At 59.8% G+C, this 24,812-nt stretch carries 24 protein-coding genes, 2 pseudogenes and 1 riboswitch; of the genes and pseudogenes, 16 read left to right on the top strand and 10 right to left on the bottom strand.

The features are described 5' to 3' along the window. Positions 1-257: 257 nt before the first annotated feature. Positions 258-1,064: an ABC transporter permease gene (locus ABIE33_RS33600; protein ID WP_429133098.1), complete on the bottom strand. Its 807-nt coding sequence runs from the start codon at positions 1,062-1,064 to the stop codon at positions 258-260. A 174-nt stretch (positions 1,065-1,238) separates the two neighbouring features. On the opposite strand from ABIE33_RS33600, the pseudogene ABIE33_RS33595 reads away from it, so the two are divergent. Further along, positions 1,239-1,505 (top strand): annotated as a pseudogene (locus tag ABIE33_RS33595) (hypothetical protein); the annotation flags it as partial. Here ABIE33_RS33595 and ABIE33_RS33590 read toward each other — a convergent pair. Together ABIE33_RS33590 and ABIE33_RS33585 are read right to left on the bottom strand one after the other, a co-directional pair. Next, positions 1,452-2,648: a hypothetical protein gene (locus tag ABIE33_RS33590; RefSeq protein WP_429133096.1), complete on the bottom strand. Its 1,197-nt coding sequence runs from the start codon at positions 2,646-2,648 to the stop codon at positions 1,452-1,454. The pseudogene ABIE33_RS33595 and the gene ABIE33_RS33590 overlap by 54 nt on opposite strands. Then, on the bottom strand, positions 2,632-3,288 hold the full coding sequence (locus tag ABIE33_RS33585; protein ID WP_429133094.1) for a class I SAM-dependent methyltransferase: 657 nt from the start codon (positions 3,286-3,288) through the stop codon (positions 2,632-2,634). The genes ABIE33_RS33590 and ABIE33_RS33585 overlap by 17 nt, the downstream gene beginning before the upstream one ends. A 344-nt stretch (positions 3,289-3,632) precedes the next feature. Next, positions 3,633-3,735, top strand: a riboswitch (TPP riboswitch). A gap of 141 nt (positions 3,736-3,876) precedes the next feature. Here ABIE33_RS33585 and ABIE33_RS33580 point away from each other — a divergent pair. The 8 genes from ABIE33_RS33580 to ABIE33_RS33545 all read left to right on the top strand — a co-directional run bounded on the left by ABIE33_RS33580 (position 3,877) and on the right by ABIE33_RS33545 (position 11,765). Further along, complete coding sequence (locus ABIE33_RS33580) at positions 3,877-4,620, top strand: ABC transporter permease (RefSeq protein ID WP_429133092.1); 744 nt, start codon at positions 3,877-3,879, stop codon at positions 4,618-4,620. Between the two features lie 37 nt (positions 4,621-4,657). Then, positions 4,658-5,602, top strand: a complete 945-nt coding sequence (locus ABIE33_RS33575) for an ABC transporter substrate-binding protein (RefSeq protein ID WP_429133108.1) — start codon at positions 4,658-4,660, stop codon at positions 5,600-5,602. Beyond that, positions 5,599-6,339 (top strand): hydroxyethylthiazole kinase, encoded by a 741-nt coding sequence (locus ABIE33_RS33570; RefSeq protein WP_429133090.1) that lies wholly within the window; start codon positions 5,599-5,601, stop codon positions 6,337-6,339. Before ABIE33_RS33575 ends, ABIE33_RS33570 begins: the two co-directional genes overlap by 4 nt. Continuing rightward, positions 6,326-6,988, top strand: a complete 663-nt coding sequence (thiE, locus tag ABIE33_RS33565) for a thiamine phosphate synthase (RefSeq protein ID WP_429133088.1) — start codon at positions 6,326-6,328, stop codon at positions 6,986-6,988. Before ABIE33_RS33570 ends, thiE begins: the two co-directional genes overlap by 14 nt. After that, positions 6,985-7,794: a bifunctional hydroxymethylpyrimidine kinase/phosphomethylpyrimidine kinase gene (thiD, locus tag ABIE33_RS33560; protein ID WP_429133087.1), complete on the top strand. Its 810-nt coding sequence runs from the start codon at positions 6,985-6,987 to the stop codon at positions 7,792-7,794. Before thiE ends, thiD begins: the two co-directional genes overlap by 4 nt. Continuing rightward, positions 7,784-9,661: a TRAP transporter large permease subunit gene (locus ABIE33_RS33555; protein WP_429133085.1), complete on the top strand. Its 1,878-nt coding sequence runs from the start codon at positions 7,784-7,786 to the stop codon at positions 9,659-9,661. The genes thiD and ABIE33_RS33555 overlap by 11 nt, the downstream gene beginning before the upstream one ends. A 20-nt stretch (positions 9,662-9,681) precedes the next feature. Further along, a complete protein-coding gene (locus tag ABIE33_RS33550) occupies positions 9,682-10,683 on the top strand; it encodes a TRAP transporter substrate-binding protein (RefSeq protein WP_429133107.1) in 1,002 nt (333 codons plus the stop codon). 152 nt (positions 10,684-10,835) lie between these two features. Continuing rightward, complete coding sequence (locus tag ABIE33_RS33545; RefSeq protein WP_429133105.1) at positions 10,836-11,765, top strand: nucleotidyltransferase and HEPN domain-containing protein; 930 nt, start codon at positions 10,836-10,838, stop codon at positions 11,763-11,765. 50 nt (positions 11,766-11,815) lie between these two features. On the opposite strand, the pseudogene ABIE33_RS33540 reads toward ABIE33_RS33545, so the two are convergent. From ABIE33_RS33540 to ABIE33_RS33530, 3 genes and pseudogenes are all read right to left on the bottom strand, one after another. Continuing rightward, positions 11,816-11,952: pseudogene (locus ABIE33_RS33540) on the bottom strand (IS256 family transposase); the annotation flags it as partial. 194 nt (positions 11,953-12,146) lie between these two features. Continuing rightward, positions 12,147-13,463, bottom strand: coding sequence for an aspartate aminotransferase family protein (locus ABIE33_RS33535; protein WP_429133083.1), 1,317 nt, complete (start codon positions 13,461-13,463; stop codon positions 12,147-12,149). 2 nt (positions 13,464-13,465) lie between these two features. Then, positions 13,466-14,515, bottom strand: coding sequence for a phosphotransferase (locus ABIE33_RS33530; protein WP_429133081.1), 1,050 nt, complete (start codon positions 14,513-14,515; stop codon positions 13,466-13,468). A gap of 182 nt (positions 14,516-14,697) precedes the next feature. Between ABIE33_RS33530 and ABIE33_RS33525 the strand changes: the two genes are divergently transcribed. From ABIE33_RS33525 to ABIE33_RS33500, 6 genes are all read left to right on the top strand, one after another. Further along, positions 14,698-15,378: a GntR family transcriptional regulator gene (locus ABIE33_RS33525; protein WP_429133079.1), complete on the top strand. Its 681-nt coding sequence runs from the start codon at positions 14,698-14,700 to the stop codon at positions 15,376-15,378. 75 nt (positions 15,379-15,453) lie between these two features. Further along, the gene (locus ABIE33_RS33520) at positions 15,454-16,194 is read left to right on the top strand and encodes an SDR family NAD(P)-dependent oxidoreductase (protein ID WP_429133077.1); all 741 of its coding nucleotides are present in this window, start codon (positions 15,454-15,456) and stop codon (positions 16,192-16,194) included. Positions 16,195-16,410: 216 nt separating this feature from the next. Beyond that, positions 16,411-17,463, top strand: a complete 1,053-nt coding sequence (locus tag ABIE33_RS33515) for an ABC transporter substrate-binding protein (RefSeq protein WP_429133075.1) — start codon at positions 16,411-16,413, stop codon at positions 17,461-17,463. 98 nt (positions 17,464-17,561) lie between these two features. Beyond that, positions 17,562-18,641: an ABC transporter ATP-binding protein gene (locus ABIE33_RS33510; RefSeq protein ID WP_429133073.1), complete on the top strand. Its 1,080-nt coding sequence runs from the start codon at positions 17,562-17,564 to the stop codon at positions 18,639-18,641. Further along, entirely contained in the window at positions 18,638-19,816 is a 1,179-nt protein-coding gene (locus tag ABIE33_RS33505; protein ID WP_429133071.1) for an ABC transporter permease, read from the top strand. The genes ABIE33_RS33510 and ABIE33_RS33505 overlap by 4 nt, the downstream gene beginning before the upstream one ends. Before the next feature lie 3 nt (positions 19,817-19,819). Next, positions 19,820-20,602, top strand: coding sequence for an ABC transporter permease (locus tag ABIE33_RS33500; protein ID WP_429133069.1), 783 nt, complete (start codon positions 19,820-19,822; stop codon positions 20,600-20,602). Between the two features lie 168 nt (positions 20,603-20,770). Here the strand turns inward: ABIE33_RS33500 and ABIE33_RS33495 are convergent, their stop codons facing one another. The 4 genes from ABIE33_RS33495 to ABIE33_RS33480 form a co-directional block, all read right to left on the bottom strand. Continuing rightward, entirely contained in the window at positions 20,771-21,019 is a 249-nt protein-coding gene (locus tag ABIE33_RS33495; RefSeq protein WP_429133067.1) for a DUF1016 N-terminal domain-containing protein, read from the bottom strand. Between the two features lie 600 nt (positions 21,020-21,619). Next, positions 21,620-23,152, bottom strand: a complete 1,533-nt coding sequence (locus ABIE33_RS33490; protein WP_429133066.1) for an FAD-dependent oxidoreductase — start codon at positions 23,150-23,152, stop codon at positions 21,620-21,622. Between the two features lie 192 nt (positions 23,153-23,344). Further along, entirely contained in the window at positions 23,345-23,776 is a 432-nt protein-coding gene (locus tag ABIE33_RS33485; RefSeq protein ID WP_057215310.1) for an RrF2 family transcriptional regulator, read from the bottom strand. A gap of 48 nt (positions 23,777-23,824) precedes the next feature. After that, a complete protein-coding gene (locus ABIE33_RS33480; RefSeq protein WP_429133064.1) occupies positions 23,825-24,370 on the bottom strand; it encodes a group III truncated hemoglobin in 546 nt (181 codons plus the stop codon). A 74-nt stretch (positions 24,371-24,444) separates the two neighbouring features. On the opposite strand from ABIE33_RS33480, the gene ABIE33_RS33475 reads away from it, so the two are divergent. Then, a complete protein-coding gene (locus ABIE33_RS33475; RefSeq protein ID WP_429133062.1) occupies positions 24,445-24,717 on the top strand; it encodes a DUF6522 family protein in 273 nt (90 codons plus the stop codon). The last annotated feature ends 95 nt before the right edge of the window (positions 24,718-24,812 follow it).

Raw genomic sequence — 24,812 nt, 5'->3', positions numbered from 1 at the left:
CAGGCATAGCGGCGGATTTAGATCGATTTTCGTGAGCGCCGATCTGGCACTTTGCCCTCGTGTTTTTGAGCGAGGACATGATGCGCAGACGGAAGACCAGACCTATCCACCGAGCGGAAGGAAACCATTTCTCCGCTCTTCATGACTGACTGCGGCGAGTGAATATACCTGATTTGCTGCACTGGTCTCTCCCGACTGGGGGCAGCATGCATGCTGACAATAAAGATCCAAGTGAGGGCACGTACACGCCTACACGCCTAGCCCCTAAGGATTTGTCTCTTCAACAACCGCTCTAGCAACAGACCAACCGCGACACTCGCGAAGGCCCAGCTTATTAGGTAGGTTTTATCGAGATATTCGGTTGGGTAGCCAGGATAGTAGGCTGATCGAACCCACTGTACGGCGTGAAAAACCGGGTTCCAAGACGCGGCTTGAAGAACAGATCCAGGAAAGGCATGAAGGTAGATGGGGCCATCCGAGGCGAGATATAGGACGACAATGAATAAAGCCCAAAACAGCGCTGCCAGCGGCCATATAGCCGCAAAAACACTAATGATGATGCCGACGCCAACACCCATTGTCATCGTTACAGCATACGCCTGCAGAGCGGCGGCAGGGTCGCGCGGGAAGATATCCGACCCAGAGATTGTGAGCGCTATTAACAGCACGAAGATCGCTAGGTTCATTCCCATGAATTCAAGGAATGCGCGCGCCAGCATGATGTCCAACACGCGAACTACCGGAAAGGCTGTCATTCCTTTGTTGGCTTGCAACGAGACAGACATAAAGCGAGAGAGGTAGTTAAAGCCCAACGCGGGTGCTAACCCAGTGGCAAAAAAAAGCTGCAGGTCATCGCCAAACACCACTTCTCTGTTCGTGACATGATAGATCGTCAGAAGTAAGCCCACATGCGCAAGCGGTAATAGAGGGACTATCAAGAAGCCAAGCCCGTGGTTGAAAAACCTGCTTCTGATGTCCCTTAGGATTACCGCATGCATAACATTCATCATTTGCCTAAAGCCGCTCGATGGGCCTTTGGCATCGTTCGAAATCAATGTTTGCATATCTCACCAGGCTTTGTTGCAGGACGAAACTAACGATTTTTGTACCTGTCCGCAACGCCGCTGGCCCCCGGATTAGGTGCGCCACATAGTCTGCACGTTCTTACAACACACAGGCAATTTCCATCGGCAAGCGCTCCAAATACGAGTGGGGTGGCCATGAGTGCTTCATGTTTCGGCTATGCGGGTGACAAGCTGAAAACGCGATTGCGGAAAATCGGCAGCTGGACGCTCGAAATCATCAGGCGTTCCGACAAGGCTATGAGTTTCGAAATCCTGCCGCGTAGTTGGTCTTGGAGCGGACCTACGCGTGGCTGGGGCGATGCAGAAGACTGGCCAAGAACTTAGAAATCCATCGTCTCAGCACAGGCGTGGATCACGAGTCAGGCTCTAGTAAAAGTATGCCCTTCTGCCTTCTCTTCTTCCGTATCGCACGAAATGGCGTAGCGCATTCATTCCAGTTTTGTGAACATCCAAATTTCTACTTAAATAGATATCGCTATTGAAGCCAATTCCGCTCAATCGCTTCATCTCCTTCCGCTCCGCGAGTTTGGATAATATTGGGAGCCTATTGTCTAATAGGATCTGAGTCAAAACGGTGGGCGTGCAAATCTTCTCATCGAGAATCGACCCGAGATGGTCTTTCTCGTCAGTTACTTCACGCAGTCGTTTCTCCAGATTTGCATTATAGGAAAGCATGCCACTGTAGGCAGCTAGTACACGGCTGTTCTCAGCTATAATTACTTGCGCTTCCCGTTTCTGCTGATCCAGTTGCGCATGAAGTCCTTCCCTGTCGGCTATGTTAAGCTCAATTTCGTGCTGGGCGCTTGCCAATGCGATAGTAAGTCTATCCCGTTCAGTATGAAGGTCGTCGATTTCGGTGCGTAAGTCATTGCAATTATTTAATAGATGTAGGGCCTCTTCTGCGAGGCGTTCGTTATTGCCAACGAGATTCCTATTCTCCTCTTGGAGAGTCACCCTTTCATCTAGCAGCGCTAGTGTAAGGCCACCCCTTGTAGCTATGACGGGACGGTAATTATGGAGAACAACCCTGTACTCGCCATCAGCCTTCGACCGCTTCTGCTTCCATTCGTCACCATATAGAAACCTACAGCATTCCTCTGGGTTTGCAGGCAACATTACCTCCACCCCAAAATAGATACGAGCCGTTAGGGGGAACACTGCGCTTTTATCGACCCGTAGGTGCATCGTTTCATCTTCCGGCATCCCCGGGAAATTCCACCTATCTAGTATGTAAGGCCACTCCTGTTTGTCTTCGTACAGATAGAAGTCGACAAAGGTGACGACGCCGTCAATCTCTCGACGCCCCTGAAGGAAGTACTGAGTAGTATTCGGATACACGTTTTCATCAAGTTCGAAACCAAGATCGCGGATTCGTGCTATAATTTCGTCTCTATGCTTCATGTCGACATAGAAATCGACATCATCATCATGGCTGAGGATATCGTTTTCGCGAGTGAGGCCCAGAAGCGTACCGAAGAAGGGAAACGCATTGAGATGCTTTACGACGCTATAAACCCGCAGGAAATTTTCTCTGTTGTGTTCCTGATCAACTGTCAATAGCATCTGTAACGTTTCCAGAAAGAATCATGCGAGCAACTATAGGGTCTTCGCCGTTATAGGGCGCGAGGCCGTTCCCAATCTCTAAGTATACTTGGCTCATGCCGTGGCGTCGACATTTCTCTAGAACTATACTCGGAGAAATAAACCGTCGAAAATGCTCTTTCTCGACTTTGACCAACTTCTCGTCGTCGGTTGTCCGAAACTCCATACATAACAATGCACCCTTGTGCAGGAATTCGCTGGCGGTTGCCAGTAAGCAATCCTCGACGTCTTCCGTTACCGCGTGTAGGAAGAATCTTGAGTAGATAATGCTATCAGCGACGACCAAGTCATTAAAAAGCATCGTGTTTGTCAACGAGCCATCGGTGATACTACCGACAAGAAATCGACAATTTTCATCTTCGCCAGCCAGTCGGGACCTGCACACCTCGATAGCGGCGACACTAGCGTCTATGCCAATAACTGAACGCCCTTGCGCAGCGAAGAAAACAGAATCCCTACCATCTCCACACCCTAAGTCGATAATGTAACGTCTTTCGGGATACGAATCTGCTATAAATGTCGCGAACGAACTAGGATCTTTCTTTTGTTTAGAGTGCAGATAGTAGTAATTCCAGTACTCGTTGATTTCTGCAGTTCCCAATTTTATTCCAACCCATTAGTGTGTGCGCTGTGCGCCTACCATTTAGCATTGTTTGGTTAGTCTCATCGCCTTCGAAAAGCTCTAGTGGCTTTCAATGAAAGTCACTCTGTAACCTTATGACATTAGAGTTCACATCGGGTCGGCAAGTTTTCCCAACTTTATTTTCCCATTGTCTGTTGGAAGCAGTCAAGGCATCTCGGGGCAGACTAGTGAGTATTCGCTAGTCGCTCTCCAGCAGAGGGCGGGTCAAATGATCAGGGAGAGGAATCTGACGCTGAATTGCGTCGTTTCTGACGCGTTCAGGTGTGATGATATTGACAACCATTGTTCTATGGTTAGTTTTCTCTCATTCCGAGGGGAGCACTTGACAGTGCTGAGATGGCGGTGAGCCGGACCCTTGAACCTGATCCGGGTCATGCCGGCGTAGGAACGGGAAAAGAGCCGCTTTCGGCAATCTAATCGCGTCTTCGCTTTCACCTGGGTCTCCTTGATGTTTTGTCTGGAGATCGATCGATGCTGTCGTTTGCCAAGTTGTCGCCAGATGGCGGGTTCGCATTTTGTCTGGGTTGCTGCGTCGGTTGACCGGCTATGGGCCTGCCGTTCACATTTGTGCGTAGCCTAGTTGTGTTGGCTGTCCTCTGGCAGGCGGCGGTGTTTGTTTTTGCGCTGCCCCGCTATCTGTTACCGACGCCGATCGAGGTGCTGGCCGTGTTTGCGCGACAGCCTGCATTTCTGCTTGAGCAGAGCCTTGTGACGATTGCCGAAATGCTGGCCGGTCTCGCGGTTGGTACGGCGTTCGGCGTGGCAACGGCTATCGGACTTGCGGCTTTTCCGCGGCTCGGAAAGCTTGTCTGGCCCTTCGTACTCGTCCTTCAAGCCTTTCCCGTCTTCGTCATCGCGCCATTGCTGGTGCTGTGGTTCGGCTTCGGCATGGTCTCGAAGATCGTGATGGCGGCGATCATCATCTTCTTTCCTGTTGTGTCTGCGTTCTCGGACGGTCTACGCCGTACCGATACGCAGATCCTTGATGCCGTTGCGCTGACCAAGGCGAGCCACTGGCAGGCCCTGCGGCTTGTGCGATTGCCGCTGGCGTTGCCGGGGCTGGTGACTGGCCTGCGCGTTGCGGCTCCTTTGGCGCCGCTCGGCGCGGTCGTCGGCGAATGGGTCGGCGCTTCGGCCGGCCTCGGCTTCGTCATCGTCCAGGCGAATGCCCGCATGCAGACCGATGTCGTCTTTGCTGCGATGGCCATTCTTGCGGTGCTTGCCGTCGCCCTCAGGCTTCTCGTCGATGAGGCAACCCGTCCACTCGCGCACTGGGCCCGAGAAACCTGAATTTCTGCAATCAATTGGGAGAGTTCATAACATCATGATCCGCAAATCTTTGCTTTCCGCCGGCCTCGCGCTCGGCGTCGTCCTTTCAGCCGGCTCCGCAATAGCCGGAGAAAAACTGACGGTGATGCTTGAGTGGTTCGTCAATCCCGACCACGCCCCGATCGTCGTCGCCAAGGAGCTCGGCCTGTTCGAAAAGGCAGGGCTCGATGTCGAACTCGTACCACCGGCTGACCCTTCGAGTGTGCCGCGTCTGGTCGCAGCTGGGCAGGCGGATATCGGCGTGCATTATCAGCCGAACCTCTATCTTGACCATGCCGCGGGCCTCCCTCTGGTTCGCATTGGCACTCTGGTCGAGACGCCGCTCAACACCGTCACCGTGCTTGGCGACGGTCCGATCCGCAGCCTTGCCGATCTGAAGGGCAAGAAGGTCGGCTTTTCCGTCTCCGGTTTCGAGGATGCGATGCTCGGCCGAATGCTTGCCTCGGCCGGTCTCAAGAAGGAAGACGTCGAACTGATCAACGTCAACTTCGCGCTGTCGCCGTCGCTGATTGCCGGCAAGGTCGATGCAACAATCGGCGGTTTCAGGAATTTCGAGCTGACACAGATGCGTATCGAGGGGCATGAAGGCCGGTCCTTCTTCCCCGAAGAGCATGGCGTTCCTGTCTATGACGAGCTCATCTTCGTCTCCGACCGAGCGAAGGTTTCCGACAAGCGCTTACAGCCCTTCCTGGCGGCGGCGGAGCAGGGGGCGATTTTCCTCACCAATCATCCGGATGAAGCCTGGAAGCTGTTCGTCAGGGCCTATCCGAACCTGGATGACGAACTTAACCGCAGCGCATTTACGGACACGCTGCCGCGCTTCGCCAAAAGGCCGGCGGCGCTTGACCGTGGCCGATACGAGCGGTTTGGCGCTTTTCTCGCCGAAAGTGGCTTGATCGATAAGGCACCTGCTGTCGACGATATCGCGGTGGAAATCCGATGACCGGTACATCGAGTCTCGTCGAAAATGCTGCTGCATCGCTGGCGCTTGTGCGGGAGCAGCGGCCGCGGGTGCATTGCCTGATGAACACGGTGGTGCAGAAGTTTGTAGCCGATGGGTTAGCAGCGTTGGGTGCGATCCCCTCGATGACATCGGCATCGGAGGAGGTCGAGGCATTTGCCCGCCGCGCCGATGCGCTCGTCGTCAACCTCGGTACGCTTGATGAAGAGCGCCGCACGGCAATCCGTCTGGCAACCGCCGCTGCGCGCGATGCGGACAAGCCTTGGATCGTCGATCCCGTACATTGCGACTATTCGCCGTCGCGGCTTGCCTTCGCCCGCGAACTCATCGCATCCGGACCTTCCGTTGTTCGTGGCAATGCAAGCGAGATGGAGCTTATCGGGGGGGCCAATGGTGTCTTGAAGATCAAGACCGGGCCGGTCGATGAACTCACGCTGGATCGACATAGGATCCGGGTTGAGAACGGCCACCCCCATATGGCGCAAGTCACGGGAACCGGGTGCCTCTCCGGCGCCTTGATCGCGGCTTTCATGGCCGTCGAGCCGGATCGCTTGACGGCAGCCACGGGTGCGCTTTTGACGAGCGGCATCGCCGCCGAAATCGCCGCGCAAAGCTCGAATGGGCCCGGGACGTTCGAGGCCGCCTTCCGCGATGCGCTCGCAGCGCTCCGCCCCGACGACATCATTGCCAATGCCAGGATTTCCTATGCCGAAGGTTAATTATCGCCTCAATGCCCTCGTCGACGCACGTCTTGGAGACGGGGACCATTTGGCTGGTCTCGCGCGTGTCGCCGCGCTGAATGGTGCGACGTTGATCCAGTACCGCGACAAGACCAACGCGACGCGGACGATGATCGAACAGGCGCGGGCGATCGGCGCTGCCCTTGCCGACACCGGCGTACCCTTCGTCGTCAACGATCGCGTCGACGTGGCGCTCGCAGCGGGCGCCAATGGCGTGCATCTCGGTCGGGACGATATGGATGCGGCAATGGCGCGATCGATCATGGGCGATACCGCGATCATCGGTCTGACGGTCAAGAACGAAGCGGACGCAGAGGCGGCGATCGCCTCGCCGATCGACTATGCTTGCATCGGCGGGGTTTATGAGACGCTGTCGAAGCACAACCCCGATCCGCCGGTTGGCCTCTTAGGGTTCGCCAGGCTTCGTGCTGCGCTTCTGGCGGCCAAGCCGGACCTGCCGGTTGGCGCTATTGCCGGCATCAATGCGCCGCGGGTCGCGGAGGTTGTTGCCGCCGGAGCCGATGGTGTTGCGGTGATCTCAACGATCTTCGCTGCTTCAGATCCAGCAGTGGCCACACGCGAATTGCGCGCTTGTGTCGATGGGGCCCTGAAGGAGGCTGCGCGATGACCGCAATTGCTGTCACCATTGCGGGCTCCGATTCCGGTGGCGGGGCGGGCATTCAGGCGGATCTCAAGACCTTTTCCGCGCTCGGCGTTTACGGCGCGAGCGTCATCACCGCGATCACGGCGCAGAACACCAGAGGTGTAGTGGCGGTCGAGGATATCTCGCCGACAATTGTCGACGCGCAGATCGATGCGGTGTTTTCGGACCTCGCCGTTGGCGCCGTGAAGATCGGCATGGTGTCTCGCGAGGCGACGATCGCGATCATCGCCGAGGGGCTTCGCCGATACGGCAAAATGGCGATCCTCGATCCTGTAATGGTCGCCACATCCGGTGACCCGCTGTTGCGGCCGGATGCAATTGCGGCGCTAAGGGAGCAGTTGCTGCCGCTGGCGCTGATAGCCACGCCCAACCTGCCGGAGGCGGCATTGCTGACCGGCCGTGCAATCGCGATGCATGAGGCAGAGATGGCGCATCAGGCCGAGATCATTCTGAAGGCCGGCGCTCGTTCGGTGTTGATCAAGGGCGGACATGGGCGCGGCCCCGAGTCTACGGATGTCTTCTTCGACGGGGGGGAGCCCGTTCGGCTGATGGCGTCGCGCATCGAAACCACGAATGACCACGGCACGGGCTGCACGCTGTCGGCGGCGATTGCTGCCGGGCTCGCGCGTGGGCTGCCTCTTGTGGATGCAGTTGTAGCCGCCAAGGACTATCTGCATGCCGCCATCGTCGCCGCTGGCGATCTCAACGTCGGGCAGGGCCGGGGCCCGGTCCATCACTTCCATCGCTGGTGGCGACCCGATGCTCGCTAGCGTCGCCCAAGCGTTATCGCTGCGGCTGGAGCGGACGCTCGAGCTTGGCGGGGCGCTTCTGCTTGCGCTCCTGCTCGCCACCGTCACACTCTCGGTTGTTCTGCGATATGTGGCGGCAAGCGGTTTCGTTGGTGCAGAGGAAGCCGCAAGTTGGTTGCTTGTGGCACTTGTCTCAATCGGCTTGCCGCTGGCCTCGACCGCTAGCGGATTGCGGATCGATCTGTTCGAGCGAGGACCGGCGTCGGGTCAAGCACTAGCCGCGCGCGGTTTGTCGCAGAGCGTCGGTCGTCGCAACGGCAAAACATCGCTTTGGACGAGGCGTTGCGCACCTCGGGACCTGCGCGCATTGTTTTCCGGCGCCATCACCCTGCTTGCCTGCATCGTGGTGATCTCCGGCAGCGGCAAGGCGGCACTGGATCTTGGTGGCGTGTCGCCGTCACTCGGTCTCTCAGAAGGGTTGCGTCCGGCCATGCTGAGCGCCGGGGGCATGTTGGCGATCGTTGCGATTCTGCTCCGCCACCTGGCGGAAAGCCGGCTTGTCGCGTTCGTGTTGATGCTTTCGGTTGCCGTCGGATTGCATTGGGCGGCCGGCGTCGCGCCGACCCTGGGCTTAGCATCGCCCAGCGTCATGCTTTGCTGTCTTGCACTTGCGGCAATTCTTGGCGGAACGCCGCTACCCCATGCCTTCATCGCTGCAGCCTATGTTACCGTTGCCTTCGGTGCGTCGATGCCGGAGGAGGCCATGGTGGCGGCCGCATTGTCCGGCCTGTCCCGATATCTGCTCACTGCCATTCCATTCTTCCTGCTCGCCGGCGCGCTTCTGACAGCCTCCGGGATCGCCCGTGACTTGGTTCGCTTTGCCGCCGCCCTTGTCGGCCACCGCCGCGCCGGGCTCGGTCAAACGGTTCTGTTAACAGGCGTTCTCTTTTCCGGAGCCTCCGGCTCGTCGATCGCCAATGCAGCGTTCGGTACCGCCGCGTTCATGCCGCAACTGACTGCCCGCGGGATGCCTCCAGAGCGTGCTGGTGCGCTGATTGCCGCCGTCTCCGTGCTCGACAACATCATCCCGCCGTCGATCGCCTTTTTGATCCTTGCTGCGGCCGCGGACCTATCGACCGGCAAGCTCTTGGCAGGCGGGTTTGTTGCTGGCTTGGTCATGGCGGCAACGCTTGCAGTTGCCATCCATCTCAACGGTGCGACGGCAGCGAGCGCCAACAGGGCCTCGGCAGGAGAGTGCCGACGATTTGGCGTGCGGGCGCTGCCCGCCTTCGGTCTCGGCATCATCGTTGTTGCCGGCATTCGCGCCGGCGTGGTGGCACCTACCGAGGCTGCCGCACTTGCGGCCGCCTATACCTTGGTTGCGGCCATCGTAAAGCGAACGGCTGTTCAAGAAATCGGCGCTGCCTTCCGGCAATCAGCGCGCGAAACTGCGGCAATTCTGCTGTTGATCGGCTCGGCTGCCCCTTTTGCGTTTCTTATCGCGGTTGATGGCATCGCAGCCCAGGTGTCGTCTGCTGCGAGTTGGCTTGGGTCCAATCCGTTTATCGTGATTGCTGCGCTTAATCTACTTTTGCTCGGCGTTGGACTTTTCCTCGATATCGGTGCGGCGATTCTGCTGTTTGCGCCGCTCACGCTGCCTGTTGCCGTCTCGGCCGGTATCGACCCAACTCATTTCGGCGTCATCCTGGTCGTCAATCTGATGATCGGCGGTTTGACGCCACCCGTTGGCATCCTCGTGCAGACCGTCGGCAACGCTTCCGGTGTCCCCGTGGTCGCACTGTTTTCCGCATCGCGGCCCTATCTGCTCGCGCTGCTGTCGGCGCTTGCACTTCTCAGTTTTTCTGCGGCGCTTGCCGCCTGCTTTTGAACCCCAAGGAGGGAATGGATATGCTTCGCCTCAATCGCCGTGCATTCAACCTGCGCCTGCTTGCAACCGGCGTCGCAGCAATTGCCACGCCGGTTTTGATGGGACGGGCCTCGGCGGCACGCCCCGTGCTCATTGCTTCGCTGCTGGGTGAAAACAAGCCGGAAACAAAAATCTGGTTCAAGATACGCGATCTCGTCGAAGCAAAGCTTCCGGGACGATTTTCCTTCAATATTGTGCCGAATGCAGCACTCGGTGGCGAAAAAGATGTCAACGAGGGACTGCGTCTGGGTGCCATCCAGGGCAGCCTCTCCACGCTTTCGGCCCTGTCTGCCTGGGCGCCCGAGAGCCAGCTTTTCGATATGCCGTTTCTCTTCCGCGATGCTGCCCATGTGCGCGCGACAGTTACTTCCAAGCCGGGAGACGTGCTGAAAGCGAAGCTCGAAGGGGAAGGTTTCATTGTCGGAGATTATGTCAACTACGGTGCACGACATCTGCTTGCCAAGGAATCGCTCACGCGTCCCGGCGACGTTGCCGGCAAGCGATTGCGTGTCATCCAGAGCCCGTTGCATGCAACGCTATGGGAGAGTTTCGGCGCCGTTCCCGTCGGCCTGCCGATCACCGAGACCTATAACGCGCTTGCAACCGGCGTCGTCGATGGCATGGACCTGACGAAGTCCGCCTATGCCGGCTTCAAGCTCTACGAAGTGGTCCCTGATGTGATCGAGACTGGCCACATCTGGGCATCTGGCGCGATCGTTTTTGCTAAACCGTTCTGGAACGGACTTTCAGCCGAGGAGCAACAGGTCTTCCGGGATGCCGCTACAGAGGGTGCGCAGCATTTCAACGCATTGATCGTTGCCGATGAGGTGGCTTCGGTCGAGACGGCAAAAGCTGGTGGCGCGAGCATTCATGCCGCAGTGGATCGCGACCAATGGATCGCGGGCGCTCGGAAGGTCTGGGCCGCTTACGCCGGCAAGGTCGGTGGTATGGAGGCGATCGAGTCTGTGCAGGCAATGGGTTAGGATGGCATCGTCGGGTCAAGCGCTAGCGCTGAAATCTTCCTGCTGTTTCATAATATTGCTAGGGTTCTCACTGCCATAGCATCGGTCTAGACTGCCGCGAATCATATGCCACAGGTTGACGAATGCAGGGCCCACAACATAGCCACGCGCCGATGAGGTCGAGTATTGCTCATCTTCCTGAGCGTAAGCAGCGTGAGCTCGCGCGCGTTGTCGAGGTGCTGCATGAAGAGTTCGAGGACGCACTGAAGGACGGCACCGCTGACTTCAAGAAACGCGGCCGCATACTGAAGATCATTTTGTTTGGTTCCTACGCACGCGGAAACTGGGTGGATGAGCCGCACACGAAAAAGGGTTACCGCTCGGACTACGATATCCTTGTTGTTGTGAACAATAGCAAGCTCACGGACTTCGCGCGCTACTGGGCGAAAGCGCAGGACCGCTTGCTGCGGCTCTCTGGGATCGAAACACCGCCTAGCTTGATCGTCCACTCCCGTCGCGAAGTGAATACCTCTCTCTACGAAGGTCAATATTTCTTTGTTGAGATTCGAAACGATGGCATCGTGCTCTACGAACTTGATGATGAACCACTAGCTGTCCCAAGACCGCTTTCAAAAGTGGATGCATTGCGGATCGCGACGAATTATTTCGAGGACCGTCTCCCGCATGCAAGGGTATTTTCTAAGACGGCTCGATTTTGCGTGAGCGAAAACAACCTGAAGGAGGCCGCCTTCCTCCTGCATCAGTCGATCGAACAAGCATACGCCACACTTCTTTTGGTTCTGACGAACTACAGCCCAGCCTCCCATAACCTGAACTTCCTGCGGCGTCGCGCCGAAGAGCAGCATCGCGAGCTGGCGGAGATCTGGCCGCGCGATCAGCAACGCTTCGCCGCTTGGTTTAATATTGTCAATGAAGCCTATGTAAAAGCACGTTATTCCCGGCACTATGAAATTACCGAGGAAGCATTGATTTGGCTTCTGGGCCGGACCGGTGCACTCATTAATCTCGTCGAAACAGCCTGTCGCACCCACCTCGAATCGCTCAAATCGGCAACTGGAAGCCCTAAAGAACCAAGCGAATAGAGCACGATACCAGTGTCTGGCGGTACCTTGATCATGCATCGGTTTCTGTGACGGGGCGCCAACGGATCTGGGTTGCGCCATTGTCTGCTCACGGCCTCCTGGGCGAAGGCGATAGCGATGAAGGCAGAGACAACACGGCGACCGCTCTTGCCGGCTGCGCCGGCACATTGCGCATGAAATGCAACCGGCCTTCCACGACCGGGACGGAGGTTTTTGCGCGGGTACCAGGCGTCAGATTCTACCCGCTAGCTGTCGGACTCCTACATGCTCCGATCGCAATGCGCATTGGAAAGTTGTTGCCTGAATGGCAACCTGAGGCAGGGATCCGGCCAAAACTTGCTCTTTGCGGATTTAGCCTCACACCACCCGATTACCCTTCTTTCAGAGCGTCTTCAGCACGTCGGCGAGTGCATCAGCCAGCATGTCGGCGTTCTCGCGGGAGAAGATGAGGGGGGGACGGATCTTCAGAACGTTAGCATTGGGGCCAGACGCGCTGATCAGGATGCGGCGCTCCCGCAGGCCGTTGACAATGCGCGTCGTCAGGGCCGCGTCAGGACGCTTTGTGGCCGGGTCGGCGCTGATCTCGACGCCGATGAAGAGCCCAGACCCGCGCACGTCGCCGATCACCGGGTGGGTAGCTGTGAGGCTCTTCACCCTGTCCATCAGGTAGCGACCAACCACCAGCGCATTCTGCTGGAGCCCTTCAATGCGGATCGTGTCCAGCACAGCTTTGCCGGCGGCGGCAGCAACTGGATTACCGCCGAACGTGTTGAAATAGCGCGCCCGAGGACCGAACTCGGCAATGACCTCCGGGCGCAGAACGATGCCGGCCATCGGGTAGCCATTGCCCATCGGCTTGCCGATCGTCACCATATCGGGCGCGACGCCGTGGCGTTCGAAGCCCCACATGGCCTCACCGGTGCGGCCGAAGCCGGGCTGTACTTCATCCGCCACGAAGAGACCGCCTGCCTCATGGATGGCGTCTACCGCCGGCTTCAGAAAGCCTTTCGGCCCCTCGAAAATACCGTCGCTCGAAAAGATCGTGTCGGTGATCAGCATGGCCGGCTTGATGCCGTGGCGCTTCAGGTCGGCAATCGCCGCGCGTACATCGCGGCCGAACTTTTCCATCATCTCTTCGGCGGAATGACGGTAGCTGTCCGGGGCGGGCACTGTGCGCACATGCGGCCCCAGCGTTACCGCTTCGCCGAGTGAGGGCGAAAATTCGGCGACGGCGCTCGTGAGGCCGTGATATGCAAGCTCCGTCGCGATGATGCCTGTGCCGCCAGTGACGAAGCGGGCGATGCGCACCGCAAGGTCATTCGCCTCGCTGCCGGTACAGGTGAACATGGCCTGGCTGAGCGCCTCGGGGAAGGTGGCCGTCAGCGCCTCTGCATACTCGACGATGCCTTCGTGCAGGTAGCGCGTGTGGGTGTTAAGCACAGCGGTTTGCCTGGTGATCGCCTCCACCACGCGCGGGTGGCAATGGCCGAGCGAGGCGACGTTGTTGTAGGCATCGAGATATCGTTCGCCGGCCGCGTCATAGAGATATACGCCTTCACCGCGCACGAGATGCAACGGTTTTTCATAGAAGAGGCGGTAGGCGGGTCCGAGCACTTTTTCCCGGCGCGCGATCAGCGCCCGTTCGGCTTCGTCGAGCCGTTCGAAATCTTCGCGCGAGAAAGCATTCACCATCGACATGATCAGGCCTCGGAAAGGTTGGGCACGAGCCTTTTCAGCCCGGCCGGCGTCAGATCGGATATGTTTTGAAGCCCCCGCCAGGCGGTGGCGTGGTTGCGCATGATATAGTCGCGGTTTTCCGGGAAGCGGGTGGAGCGCCACTCGGCGACGATGAGGGACATCGCCAGCCGCGACCGGGTCAACACCGGCAGAAGCTCCATTTCGGCAGGCTCCAACGCACGTGCCGAAAGGAACCCCTCCAAGAAGGAGCTGGTGCGTGCCGCCCAGTTTTCCGTCGCCAGGTGATAGGAAAGCGCGACGGCAAGGTCGTTGATCAGCGGCGCATGGACCATGTCGCCGAAATCGATGATGCCGACGACCGCGGTGGGTGCGGCCGGATCGAGCAAGACATTGTGGGGGTTGAAGTCGTTGTGGATGATCTGCCGCCGCTTGAGCTTGCTGATGGCGGGAAGCGCCCGCTCGAACTCCGCCAGCACGGTTTCCGCCTGCGCCCGACGTTCGGGCGCGACATGGCCGACGACGGCGACGAGATCGAGCGTGTGGGAAATGTCCCACATCAGCTTTCCCGCTGGCGGGCGTCCGTCATAGTCCTCAAGGCCAAGCCCGAGTTCCGCAAGTGCCCGGCCGACGTTGCGGCTCTGCGCCTCAGAGGCGGGTGTGCGGTACTGCAATTCGCCGCGCAGGAAAGTGAGCAGGCGCATGATGCGCGGGCCATCGGCTGTGGAAAGCGTGTGGCTCGGCTCTCCGCTTTTCGTGAGTAGGAGACGTGGTACCGGTACGGCGGGGGCGGCAGCCTCCAGATGCAGGAGCGCACCGTCCTGGAATTCCAGCGCGGCCCGGTCCTCGGCGGGATTGGCGATTTTGAGGATGAAGTCAGTTTCGTCCGAGCGGGTGAAACGAAAGGTCTCGTCCCTTTCGCTGGAAAGCCGCCTGATCGTGCCGCCCATGCCATAGACCTGCGCCACCGCGGCCTCGGCATCGGCAAGCGATGTTACACTCCACGTCGCCGACATGGAATCGGCCTTCTTGGCGGTGGGCGATGGCTCCGTCATGTTTGCTCCGTTGGTGCGGTTTCCCGCATTTCCTTCGAGTGTCCGTGCCATCTGCCGACCACTGCGCCGCTACATCGCCGCGGCAAGCCGTTTGGCGGAAGATGCGCGCGACACGTCATACTTGAAACAGGCCCAAAAAGATGCATCAAGTATCTTGTTACTCGATTTTGCGGACCAATTCCATGCCTCAATTCACGTCACTAGATCATGAGAACCTCAACAGCGCCGTTTACGGTGCGTTGTGCGATGCACTGATCCAAGGACGATTCCAGCCCGGCGACCGGCTGAAGATCCGCGATCTGGCGGAACAATTCGGCACGAGCGTCACACCAATACGCGACGCCATCCTTCGGCTTGCCAATGACGAGGCGATCACCTTCCGCTCGCCGCGCGACATTCGCATCCCGGGTTTGAGCGAAAACCGCTACCGCGAGATCCGCGCAATCCGTGTCCGGCTGGAGGGGTTGGCGGCGGAAACTGCCGCCCAGGTGGCGACGAGCACGGATATCGAGGCGTTGGAACGCATCTTGCGCGAAAACGAACAGGCAATCGAGGCTGGTGACCGGCTGAAGGGCACGCAACTCAACCAGGCCTTCCACTTCCTGCTGCCGCAGATCGCAGGGCTCCCGGTGCTGAACGGCATCCTGCGTCGGCTCTGGCTGCAGATGGGACCGCACATTTCCGATGCCTATATAGAGGGCGGACGCGCCATGATCGACCATCACTACCCGGTCGTCGAAGCGCTGAAACGGCACGATCCCGCCGCCGCCTCAATGGCGATCGTCGACGATATTCTGCTCGGCGGCAAGCCGATCCTCGAGCGCATCGAACGTAGCACGGAGAAGGAGGCGCGCCGGGCCTGACACCGCTGGGAAGAGGAAGCTTGCAATTCACGGGGCGCCCATTACGATGTATCAAGCATCAACAGAGATACGCTCATGACCGAAGAATGCCGTTACATGTTGCTGACGGGGGCGAGCCGCGGGATCGGTCACGCGACGGTGAAGCTCTTCCAGTCGAAGGGCTGGCGCATTCTCACCGTTTCCCGTCAATCCTTTTCCGAGGAATGCGCCTGGCCCTCCGCCCGCGAAAGCCATATCCAGGCCGACCTCGCGGATCTCACGCAGATCGACCGCCTGGCAGCGACGGTGCGCGAGCGCCTGCCGAACGGCCGGCTGCACGCGCTCGTCAACAACGCCGGCATTTCGCCGAAGGGGCCGGGCAAGAGCCGCCTCGGTGTGCTGGATACCGAGGCCGATGTCTGGACGCACGTGCTCAATGTCAATCTTGTCTCGACTGCTTTGATCGCCCGCGCGCTCATGCCAGAACTGGAAGCGGCGAAGGGCTCGATCGTCAATGTTACGTCGATCGCCGGCACGCGGGTCCACCCCTTCGCGGGCGTTGCTTATGCAGCGTCCAAGGCGGCGCTTGGCTCACTGACCCGAGAAATGGCGCACGAATTCGGCCAACGCGGGGTCAGGGCGAATGCCATCGCGCCGGGCGAGATTGAAACGTCGATCCTGTCGCCCGGAACGGATGAATTGGTGGCGGCGGAAGTGCCGATGCGAAGACTGGGCGAACCGCGCGAAGTCGCGGAGACCATCTACTTCCTTTGCACCGAGCCATCGTCATACATCAACGGCGCGGAAATTCACATCAACGGAGGTCAACACGTGTGACGATGGTCACCCGGGGAAAATCCCCCGCTGACGGATAAGGACCAGAATGCTTCATTCGGTCGGACAAACGCCCGGGGAGAAAGGGCGCGACGACCGGAGAGGCTGCAATCATCGCGATACGCCAAAGACAGGGACGGGTCAGCAGTCCGCATGAGATCGTCAACGGGGGCCGGAGGCTGACGTCGGTCCTTCACAAACGAAGAAAAGGGGAGTGCAATGAAGACTATCTTTAAAGCGGGTGTTCTGGCGACCGCTGTCGTCGTGCTGTCTGCAAGCCTTGCCGCACCAGCATTCGCGCGGGATCTGACCGTCGTCTCCTGGGGCGGCAACTATCAGGATGCGCAGCGCGACATTTATTTCAAGCCCTTCGCCGAAAAGTCCGGCAAGCCTGTGCTCGACGAAGCCTGGGACGGCGGCATCGGTGTTATCCAGTCGAAGGTCAAGGCTGGCGCACCGAACTGGGATGCCGTGCAGGTGGAAGCCGAAGAGTTGGCGCTCGGCTGTGCCGACGGTCTCTATGAAAAGATCGACTGGGACAAGATGGGCGGAAAAGACAAGTTCCTCGATACCGCTGTCAATGACTGTGGTGTCGGTGCCATTGTCTGGTCGACGGCGATCGCCTATGACGGCGACAAGTTGAAGGAGGGCCCGGCCTCCTGGGCGGATTTCTGGAACGTCGAAAAATTCCCCGGCAAGCGCTCGCTGCGCAAGGGCCCGAAATATACGCTCGAATTCGCACTGCTCGCCGATGGCGTCTCTAAGGACGAACTGTACGACGTGCTTGGGACCGACGAAGGGGTCGAGCGCGCGTTCAAGAAGCTCGACGAGCTGAAGCCGCACATCGTCTGGTGGGAATCGGGCGCCCAGCCGCTGCAGTTCCTCGCCTCCGGCGAAGTGGCAATGACGTCGGCCTATAACGGCCGCATCACCGGCATCAACCGCACGGAAGGCAAGAACTTCAAGGTCGTCTGGCCGGGCAGCATCTACGCCGTCGATAGCTGGGTGGTGCTCAAGGATGCGGAAAACAAGGACGCTGCACAGGACTTCATCGCCTTCGCAAGCCTGCCCGAACATCAGGCGAAGCTGCCGGAATTCGTCGCCTACGGCCTCCCGAACAAGGAAGCTGCAGCCAAGGTTCCGGCGGAATTCGCCAAGGACCTGCCGACCGATCCGTCGAACATGAAGGAGTCGATCTCGCTGAATGTGGACTTCTGGATCGACAACGCCGAGACGCTGACGCAGCGCTTCAACGCCTGGCTCGCCCAGTAAGAGCATCCGCCGCGAAGGGCGCCCGGACGGGCGCCCTTCCTGGATGGGCCGATGCGTTCCCACGGGTTTCCCGGGTGGCGCATCCTTCGCCTCTAGCGATGGAGTCTTCCGTGGCCGAGTTCATTCGATTTGACCGCATCACTAAATTCTACGGCCCGCTCTGCGTGGTTGAAAACCTGGCTCTCGGCATTGGGAAGGGCGAGTTCGTAAGCCTGCTCGGCCCCTCCGGCTCCGGCAAAACGACGCTCCTCATGATGCTGGCTGGTTTCGAGCAGCCGACCTCCGGCAATATCCTGCTGGAGGGGACGGCGATCAACGACGTGCCGACCCACAAGCGGGATATGGGGGTCGTTTTCCAGAGTTATGCTTTGTTCCCGCATATGTCGGTCGGCGAGAACGTCGCCTTCCCCTTGCAGATGCGTAAGCTGGGCAAGGCGGAGATCGCCGAGCGCGTGGCGCGGGCGCTGGACATGGTGCAGCTGTCGGCCTTCGTCGACCGCCGGCCTTCGCAACTCTCCGGTGGGCAGCAACAGCGTGTGGCGCTTTCCCGCGCGCTGGTCTTCGAGCCGCGCGTCGTGCTGATGGACGAGCCGCTCGGCGCGCTCGACAAGCAGTTGCGCGAGCAGATGCAGCTCGACATTCGCGACCTGCACCGCCGCCTCGGCGTGACGATTGTCTTCGTCACACATGACCAGTCGGAGGCACTGACCATGTCGGACCGCGTCGCCGTCTTCAACAAGGGTAAGATTGAGCAGATCGGCACGCCGCGGCAGGTCTATGACGAACCGGCGACGCGCTTCGTCGCGGAATTTATCGGAGAGACCAATCTCGTCGAGGGTGTCATCGAGGCGGTGCAGGGGCAGGAGGCGACCGTGCGCCTGCGGTCCGGCGCGCATATTGTTTCTGCCGTTTCCGGCAGCGTCGCCTCCGGCCAGCCCGTCTTTCTCTCCATCCGGCCGGAGCGGGTCGATCTCAGCGAAACGCGCAGCGAAGCGCGCAATTGCCTGGAAACGGAAGTGACCGATTCCGTCTATCAGGGCGATCATCTTCGCGTGCAGTTGCAGAACGCCGCGCAACCGCTGATCGCCAAGCTCGGTCGCCGATCGCGCGAATTCCCGCCGGGCACCAAGGTCTATGCGGCCTTTTCAGCCGGCGATTGCCGGGTCATCGCGCCATGAGTGCAGTTTTGTCCCGGGCCGGGCGGTCGCTCGTTCTTCTAGCGCCGCTGCTTCTCTTCCTCCTGGGCTTCTTCGTCTGGCCGCTGTTCAGCATGATGTCGCAGGCCGTGTCGGATCCGGCCGTGCTGCGCCTGCTTCCACGTAGCGCCGAAGTGCTTACGGACTGGGATCGAAAGTCGCCGCCGACCATGCCCATGCAAACGGCGCTGATGGAGGACCTGAGGGCCGTCGATGACGACCAGGCGCTTGGCGATATGGTCCGCCGCCTCAACAGCGCCCGTTCCGGCTTCCGCACGCTCATGTCCAAGACGACCAGCGCGCTCGACGACATGGCGAACCCGCCCGCCGACCTCGTCTCCATCGACAAGCGTTGGGAGAAACCGGAATTCTGGCTGGCCATTGCCGATGCGCTTTCGCCGCTCACCGATCGCAACCTGCTCGCCGCAGTCGATCTCGGCCGCAATGCCGCCGGCGATATCGAGCACTTGCCAGCCGACCGGTCCGTCAACCGCGTTATCCTCGTGCGCACTTTCTGGATCGCCGCACTCGTCACCTTCGCCTGCGCCGGTATCGGCTTCCCCTATGCAATGATCGCGGCTTCGCTTACCGGCTGGAAGCGCGACCTGATGCTGGCTGCCGTGCTGCTACCGCTTTGGACCTCGCTTCTGGTACGCACCGCCGCCTGGTTCATCCTGTTGCAGGAACAAGGGCTGATCAACGACCTTCTGCAAACGCTCGGCCTGATCGATGCGCCGCTGCCGTTGATCTTCAATCGCACCGGCGTCATCATCGCCATGACCCATGTGCTGCTGCCTTTCATGGTGCTGCCGATCTATTCGGTGCTGATTACCATCCCGAAGAACCTGATGCCGGCGGCCGCCTCGCTCGGAGCGCCACCTTTGCGTGCGTTCTTGCGCGTGCTGCTGCCGCTGAGCCTGCGCGGCGTCGCCTCCGGCAGCCTCCTCGTCTTCATTTCTGCGATTGGCTACTACATCACGCCGGCACTGATTGGCGGGCCGGGCGATCAGATGATCAGCTCGATCATCGCCTTCTATGCCACAGGTTCTGCGAACTGGGGCATGGCCGGGGCGCTTGGCGTCGTGCTGCTTGTCGCGACGCTGCTGCTCTACAGTGTCTATGCGCGGCTCTCCACTGACGAGCCGGGGAGGCGCTAGGTCATGCCGATGAAGCTCACCAAGTTCGCTTTCGCCTCGCTGACTATCCTCTTTCTCGTAGCGCCACTCATCGCCATCCTGCCGCTCGCCTTCACCTCGAGCGTCATCCTCACCTACCCGATCCCGTCCTGGTCGCTGCGCTGGTTTGAGGAGTTGTTCACGGCGGATGCCTGGCGGCGGGCGATCTTTAACAGCCTGATCATCGGGACGGGCACGACGCTGCTCGCGACCGTCCTTGGCACCGCCGCCTCGCTCGGCTTGCGCAACCGCCTCCTCTTCTTCCGCGGGTCGATACGCACACTTTTCCTACTCCCCATGGTGGTACCCGCTGTCGTGCTCGGTGTGGGCATGCAGGTGCTGCTTGCGGGTTTCGGCCTGACGAACAGCTATGCCGGCGTGATCATCGCCCACACTGTCGTCGCCGTGCCCTTCGTCGTGGTCAGCGTCATCGGAGCGCTTGCCGGCATCGACGAGCGCGTGGAACTCGCCGCACAAAGCCTCGGCGCTTCGCCCGCAACGGTCTTCCGCCGCGTGACCCTTCCGCTCGCCATGCCCGGGGTGCTCTCCGGCGCGGTGCTGGCCTTTGCCACCTCGCTGGACGAGGTTGTGCTGACGCTCTTTGTCGCTGGTCCCAACCAGCGTACGCTGGCCCGGCAGATGTTTTCCAGTATCCGCGAGAACATCAGCCCGGCGATAGCGGCAGCGGCATTCCTCTTCATCGTCGCGACAATTCTGATCGGCCTCGCGGTTGTGCTGTCTCGATCTATGCTGGCGAAGCGGCGTTAGACAATTTCGCCCTCACGTTTTACTCGTGCATCTCAGAATCCGCCGCGTTGAGAGACGACGCAGAATGCCCTTCGTGTGATTTTCAGTGTTGTGCAAGCCTTCGCTACCGCCGTTGTAGGCTTGGCGGAGATATCTGCCCTGACGGCGGGTATCGATGAAATCGCTGGCTCAGCGCCTTTCCCTGCCGTAGATAGGACCGCTTTCGATCTGGTAGGCGAGACCACCCGTATTCGATTGCCTGACGGGCAAAAGCCGCTCTTCCGGAGCCTTGAGCGCCTCGATGAGCTTAACGTTATGGTCCCAGGGTAATTGCGAAACGACTTGTTGCACGAACTCCTCGTCGGGAAATGCCTCATGAAATGCGCGCAGGCACTCCGATTTACGGCTTTCTGAGCCGCGACCGATAACTGGACCCACGCGTCGAGGGAGCTTGGATCTATTCCTCTTGTCCTGAAAAATCCGCAGTTCGGGCCTGAGAGCGATCCCTGGTCGATCAACCTTGTTGCGATCTGGCTGAGATAGCAGACGATATCCAGCCTCGTGACCTCCAGCAGCATTTCATCGAAGCAGCGCCATTCTGCGCATATCGAGAAAGGAGCGGGATGAAGACTGTCCGGGGTGCGGCGACGATATAATCGGTCGGGCAGATGATCGAGACACCGGCGGCTTACTTTTCTGTGTGACCCTTTTAACCGGTCAAGCCGCGCGAGAAAGGACGCCAGCAGCTTTGCTGCCACGCGCCTGGCACGCTCGGCCGATATGTCTGCGGCGTCGTCTGCGGTTTTGGCCACGAGCGACGGCCGGGTCTCTAGCTATCTTTCGCACTCTCTGATCAAAGATTGACGATCATATCCGTTGGAGCGATCACCGTTCGCCGATGGGTGATCGCGAGCACGGCTACGTCCAGCGAGAGTAGGCGGATACGCTCCATGATGTCGCGATCGGTGGCTCCGTCGAGCGCCGAACTCGCCTCGTCCAGAAAGAGTAGGGCAGGATCTCGGGTAGTAGTTCGTCCTACTAGGCCTCATCCCGCTCCATCGCCAGTTCTGCCTCAAGGCTCTCGGTGTCGCGCAAGATCGTGGCGACCGCCAGCACACGTCCGCCGCGCTTGAAGCGCAGGAGGCAGTCCCTGGCGGGAATGTCGCCCTCGACCTCGATCTCGTCCCATCCCTCGGCATGGCCGACATAGTTGATCGGAACGTCGTAATGTTGGCTCCAAAAGAAAGGCACATCCGTGAATTTCTGCCGGTGTCCGAGCATGTTGAGTGCGGCCACAGCACCTTGCCGCTGCGCCACCACCCAGTGCTCCACCCTGATGTTCTCGCCGCTGTGGGGATCGGGCCACCGGGCAATATCACCGGCCGCATATATGCCCGGCACGCTGGTCTCAAGATAGGCATCGACCAGGACGCCCCGATCGGTGGCGAGACCGGCCCTTTCAGCGAGATCGACCCGCGGCCGCACACCGATGCCGACGACGACCATGTCGGCGGCCAGGGTGCTGCCGCCGCTCAGCCGGACCTCACTCGCGCCAATGCTTACCACGGTATCTCCAAGGTGGAAGATGACGCCATTTTCCTCATGCAGGGCGCGGATGAAATCGCCGATCTGCGGCCCCAGTATCCGTTCCATCGGGCGTTCCTCGGGCGCCACGACATGCACTTTGACACCGCGGGTCCGAAGGGCGGCGGCAACTTCGAGGCCGATGAAGCTGGCGCCCAGGACGATGGCACTGCGTGCGGTTCCAGCTTGCACGATGATCTTCCGGCTGTCGGCAAGCGAGCGCAGCGTGTGGACATGAGGCTGGTCGGCGCCGGGGATGGTCAGGCGAACCGGTTCGGCGCCCGTTGCCAGCAACAGTCTGTCGAAGGCGACCCGAGCCCCATCGGCGAGCAAGATTTCGCTGGCGCGGACATCGATGCCAGCAACCCTGGTTCCCAGGCGCAAGTCGATGCCGTTCTTGGCATAGAAGCCCTCCTTGCGCAGCGGGATCCAATCCTCCGGAGCCTTACCGGCGAGATAGTCCTTCGAAAGGTTAGGGCGGTCGACGGGCAGCGCCTCGTCATCGCTGATCATGACGATGGCGCCCTGAAATTGTTCGCGCCGCAGCCTCTCGGCGGCGGCAAAGCCGGCGGCGCCACCACCGACGATGACGATCTTTTCGGGAGCCGCCCCGGCATCACCCTCGCGTGGGGCCGGCGTCTGCTTCTTGCGCTTCTCGCCAACGATTATTCTGTCGCCGCGCTGTTCAACCGACCAGCATGCGAGCGGCGATAACGCCGGAGCACGCAGGGCCTCACCGGTGCGCAGGTGAAAGCAGGCGTGATGCCAGGGGCAGCGGACAGTGTCGTCGGCGACGAGGCCATCGACCAGCGGCCCACCGTAATGCGAGCAGTTGGCGGCTATTGCGAATATCTCGGATCCGCGGCGCAGCAGAAGCACCGGCTCGCCATCGCGATGACCGACCAGCTTGCCGCCATCGGGAAGATCGGCGAGCGCAAGGCCGACGGCGAGGTCGGGTCCGCTCGGGTCTGAAGGGTTACCGGACATCTTCTCCTCCGTCGAAGGGCAGCTGCCGGTATCGTCACTGCGACGCTGGGCTTACCGACCCAACAGGCAACTCATCCGGGATTGTCCGCCATTCCCGCTCCCAGGCAAGTGAATTTGACCTGCAGTTGCGTGCAATTTTTGCGATATGGCCAACCGGAGCCAAGCGCGGTCGTTCCCGCGCCGGGGCAGTCACTAGGTGCGGGGCGTATCCACCAGGAAATCCTGGCGCGTCAGTGCGATGTCGGCAAGCGTGTAACGGTCGAGGGTGTTTTGGAACGACGACAGCGCGTCGCGCAGCATGCCGGAAAGCTTGCAGCAACGCGTGATCGTGCACTGGTTGCCGGTGGCAAAGCATTCGACCAGGGCGAAGTCCGGCTCGGTTAACCGGATCACGTCACCTATGCGGATGTCTTCCGGACGACGTCCGAGCGTCAGCCCACCCGATCTGCCGCGAACCGCCGTCAGGTATCCGGCACGGGTGAGCGTGTTGGCCACCTTGTTGAGATGCGCCTTGGACACGCCGAAGGCGCGCGCCGTTTCCTCGATCGTAAACAGCCGGTCCCCAGCGGACGCCGCGAACATCAGCATGCGCAGCGTGTAGTCGGAAAAGTTCGTCAGCCTCATTTCGCTCCAACCTTTGCGCATGCCGATCCTGCCGGTTGCCCCGGAAGGTCATAGGCTGTCGGCCGTGATCGGTTCGACGGACAACGTGTTTTCACCGCGATTGTAGGCCAGTGCAAGGCGGAAGGAATGCGCAATGCGCAATGCCCGTTCCATGAACAGCGCCGCAATCTCCGGCGGGCAGAGTTTTTCGACGGTAGCGCGAAACAAACCCAGCCATTGCCGGAAATGCTGTTCGCCCAGGTCAGGAAGGGCCAGGTGCGGCGGCAGCGGGCGGCCGTCATAGCGGCCGCTGCGAAGCATCAAAGATGACCAGAAGGCGCACATTTTCGTCAGATGCTGTAGCCACTCATGCCGCGCGATGGCGCTGTTGAACACCGGCCCGAGCAGAGCATCCTTGCGGATCTCGTCGTAGAAGCCGTGAACCACCTCGTGGATCATCTGCTCGTCTAACTGCTCGGGCAGCACCCGGCCGTCGATTACGATGGTTGGTTTGTCCTTTGCGCCTTTGCTCATGCCTGGATTCAGCCCTCTATCAGGCCGATGCGGCCCTTTGTCGTCCAACGACGATGGGTGTGTGATGAAAATGCGCTTCACTATGCGGACGAAAACATATATCGTCAATGTATCTTTTTGCCGCTACTGGCGGCGTACATTCGATGAGGGGCCAGATGAGGCTCGAGCTTGACCAGGCCGGAGATTATGTTCTGGACCCGGAATTTCTGGCGGTGCGGCTTTCGATGGAGGCGAGTGAACTTCGGCGCCGAATGCGTCTTGGCCTCGTGACCAGCATAGTAGAGCGCGGCGTCGATAGCGACGAAGGCCGCAAGCGCCTGACTGTGCGCAACGGCAACTCGGTCTGGCGGGGCATTGTCGACGCCGACAACTGCATTGTCAGTGAGGAGTCCCTTGACCTTAGGCGACCTTCGACCTTGGGAGGCTAGCTGCGTTCGTCGACCATCCTCGTCGGTCAGCAGAAAGCGCTGGGCAGGGCCCGACCAAAGTCATTTAGCCAACAAACGAAACCAAAAAATAGGCG

The organism is Ensifer sp. 4252, from assembly GCF_050434565.1.
Lineage (GTDB): Bacteria > Pseudomonadota > Alphaproteobacteria > Rhizobiales > Rhizobiaceae > Ensifer.
The sequence above is the reverse complement of the archived record's forward strand: the minus strand, read 5'-3'. Positions and strand labels throughout refer to the sequence as shown.

What these genes read in the sequence shown, in the direction of transcription:
- ABIE33_RS33510 (WP_429133073.1), top strand. Translation starts at nt 17,562, where the DNA reads ATGGAGTCTTCCGTGGCCGAGTTCATTCGATTTGACCGCATCACTAAA.
- ABIE33_RS33505 (WP_429133071.1), top strand. Translation starts at nt 18,638, where the DNA reads ATGAGTGCAGTTTTGTCCCGGGCCGGGCGGTCGCTCGTTCTTCTAGCG.
- ABIE33_RS33600 (WP_429133098.1), bottom strand. Translation starts at nt 1,064, where the DNA reads ATGCAAACATTGATTTCGAACGATGCCAAAGGCCCATCGAGCGGCTTT.
- ABIE33_RS33475 (WP_429133062.1), top strand. Translation starts at nt 24,445, where the DNA reads ATGAGGCTCGAGCTTGACCAGGCCGGAGATTATGTTCTGGACCCGGAA.
- ABIE33_RS33580 (WP_429133092.1), top strand. Translation starts at nt 3,877, where the DNA reads ATGGGCCTGCCGTTCACATTTGTGCGTAGCCTAGTTGTGTTGGCTGTC.
- ABIE33_RS33525 (WP_429133079.1), top strand. Translation starts at nt 14,698, where the DNA reads ATGCCTCAATTCACGTCACTAGATCATGAGAACCTCAACAGCGCCGTT.
- ABIE33_RS33500 (WP_429133069.1), top strand. Translation starts at nt 19,820, where the DNA reads ATGCCGATGAAGCTCACCAAGTTCGCTTTCGCCTCGCTGACTATCCTC.
- ABIE33_RS33545 (WP_429133105.1), top strand. Translation starts at nt 10,836, where the DNA reads ATGAGGTCGAGTATTGCTCATCTTCCTGAGCGTAAGCAGCGTGAGCTC.
- ABIE33_RS33530 (WP_429133081.1), bottom strand. Translation starts at nt 14,515, where the DNA reads ATGACGGAGCCATCGCCCACCGCCAAGAAGGCCGATTCCATGTCGGCG.
- thiE (WP_429133088.1), top strand. Translation starts at nt 6,326, where the DNA reads ATGCCGAAGGTTAATTATCGCCTCAATGCCCTCGTCGACGCACGTCTT.
- ABIE33_RS33550 (WP_429133107.1), top strand. Translation starts at nt 9,682, where the DNA reads ATGCTTCGCCTCAATCGCCGTGCATTCAACCTGCGCCTGCTTGCAACC.
- ABIE33_RS33485 (WP_057215310.1), bottom strand. Translation starts at nt 23,776, where the DNA reads ATGAGGCTGACGAACTTTTCCGACTACACGCTGCGCATGCTGATGTTC.
- ABIE33_RS33570 (WP_429133090.1), top strand. Translation starts at nt 5,599, where the DNA reads ATGACCGGTACATCGAGTCTCGTCGAAAATGCTGCTGCATCGCTGGCG.
- thiD (WP_429133087.1), top strand. Translation starts at nt 6,985, where the DNA reads ATGACCGCAATTGCTGTCACCATTGCGGGCTCCGATTCCGGTGGCGGG.
- ABIE33_RS33515 (WP_429133075.1), top strand. Translation starts at nt 16,411, where the DNA reads ATGAAGACTATCTTTAAAGCGGGTGTTCTGGCGACCGCTGTCGTCGTG.
- ABIE33_RS33490 (WP_429133066.1), bottom strand. Translation starts at nt 23,152, where the DNA reads ATGTCCGGTAACCCTTCAGACCCGAGCGGACCCGACCTCGCCGTCGGC.
- ABIE33_RS33590 (WP_429133096.1), bottom strand. Translation starts at nt 2,648, where the DNA reads ATGCTATTGACAGTTGATCAGGAACACAACAGAGAAAATTTCCTGCGG.
- ABIE33_RS33555 (WP_429133085.1), top strand. Translation starts at nt 7,784, where the DNA reads ATGCTCGCTAGCGTCGCCCAAGCGTTATCGCTGCGGCTGGAGCGGACG.
- ABIE33_RS33535 (WP_429133083.1), bottom strand. Translation starts at nt 13,463, where the DNA reads ATGTCGATGGTGAATGCTTTCTCGCGCGAAGATTTCGAACGGCTCGAC.
- ABIE33_RS33520 (WP_429133077.1), top strand. Translation starts at nt 15,454, where the DNA reads ATGACCGAAGAATGCCGTTACATGTTGCTGACGGGGGCGAGCCGCGGG.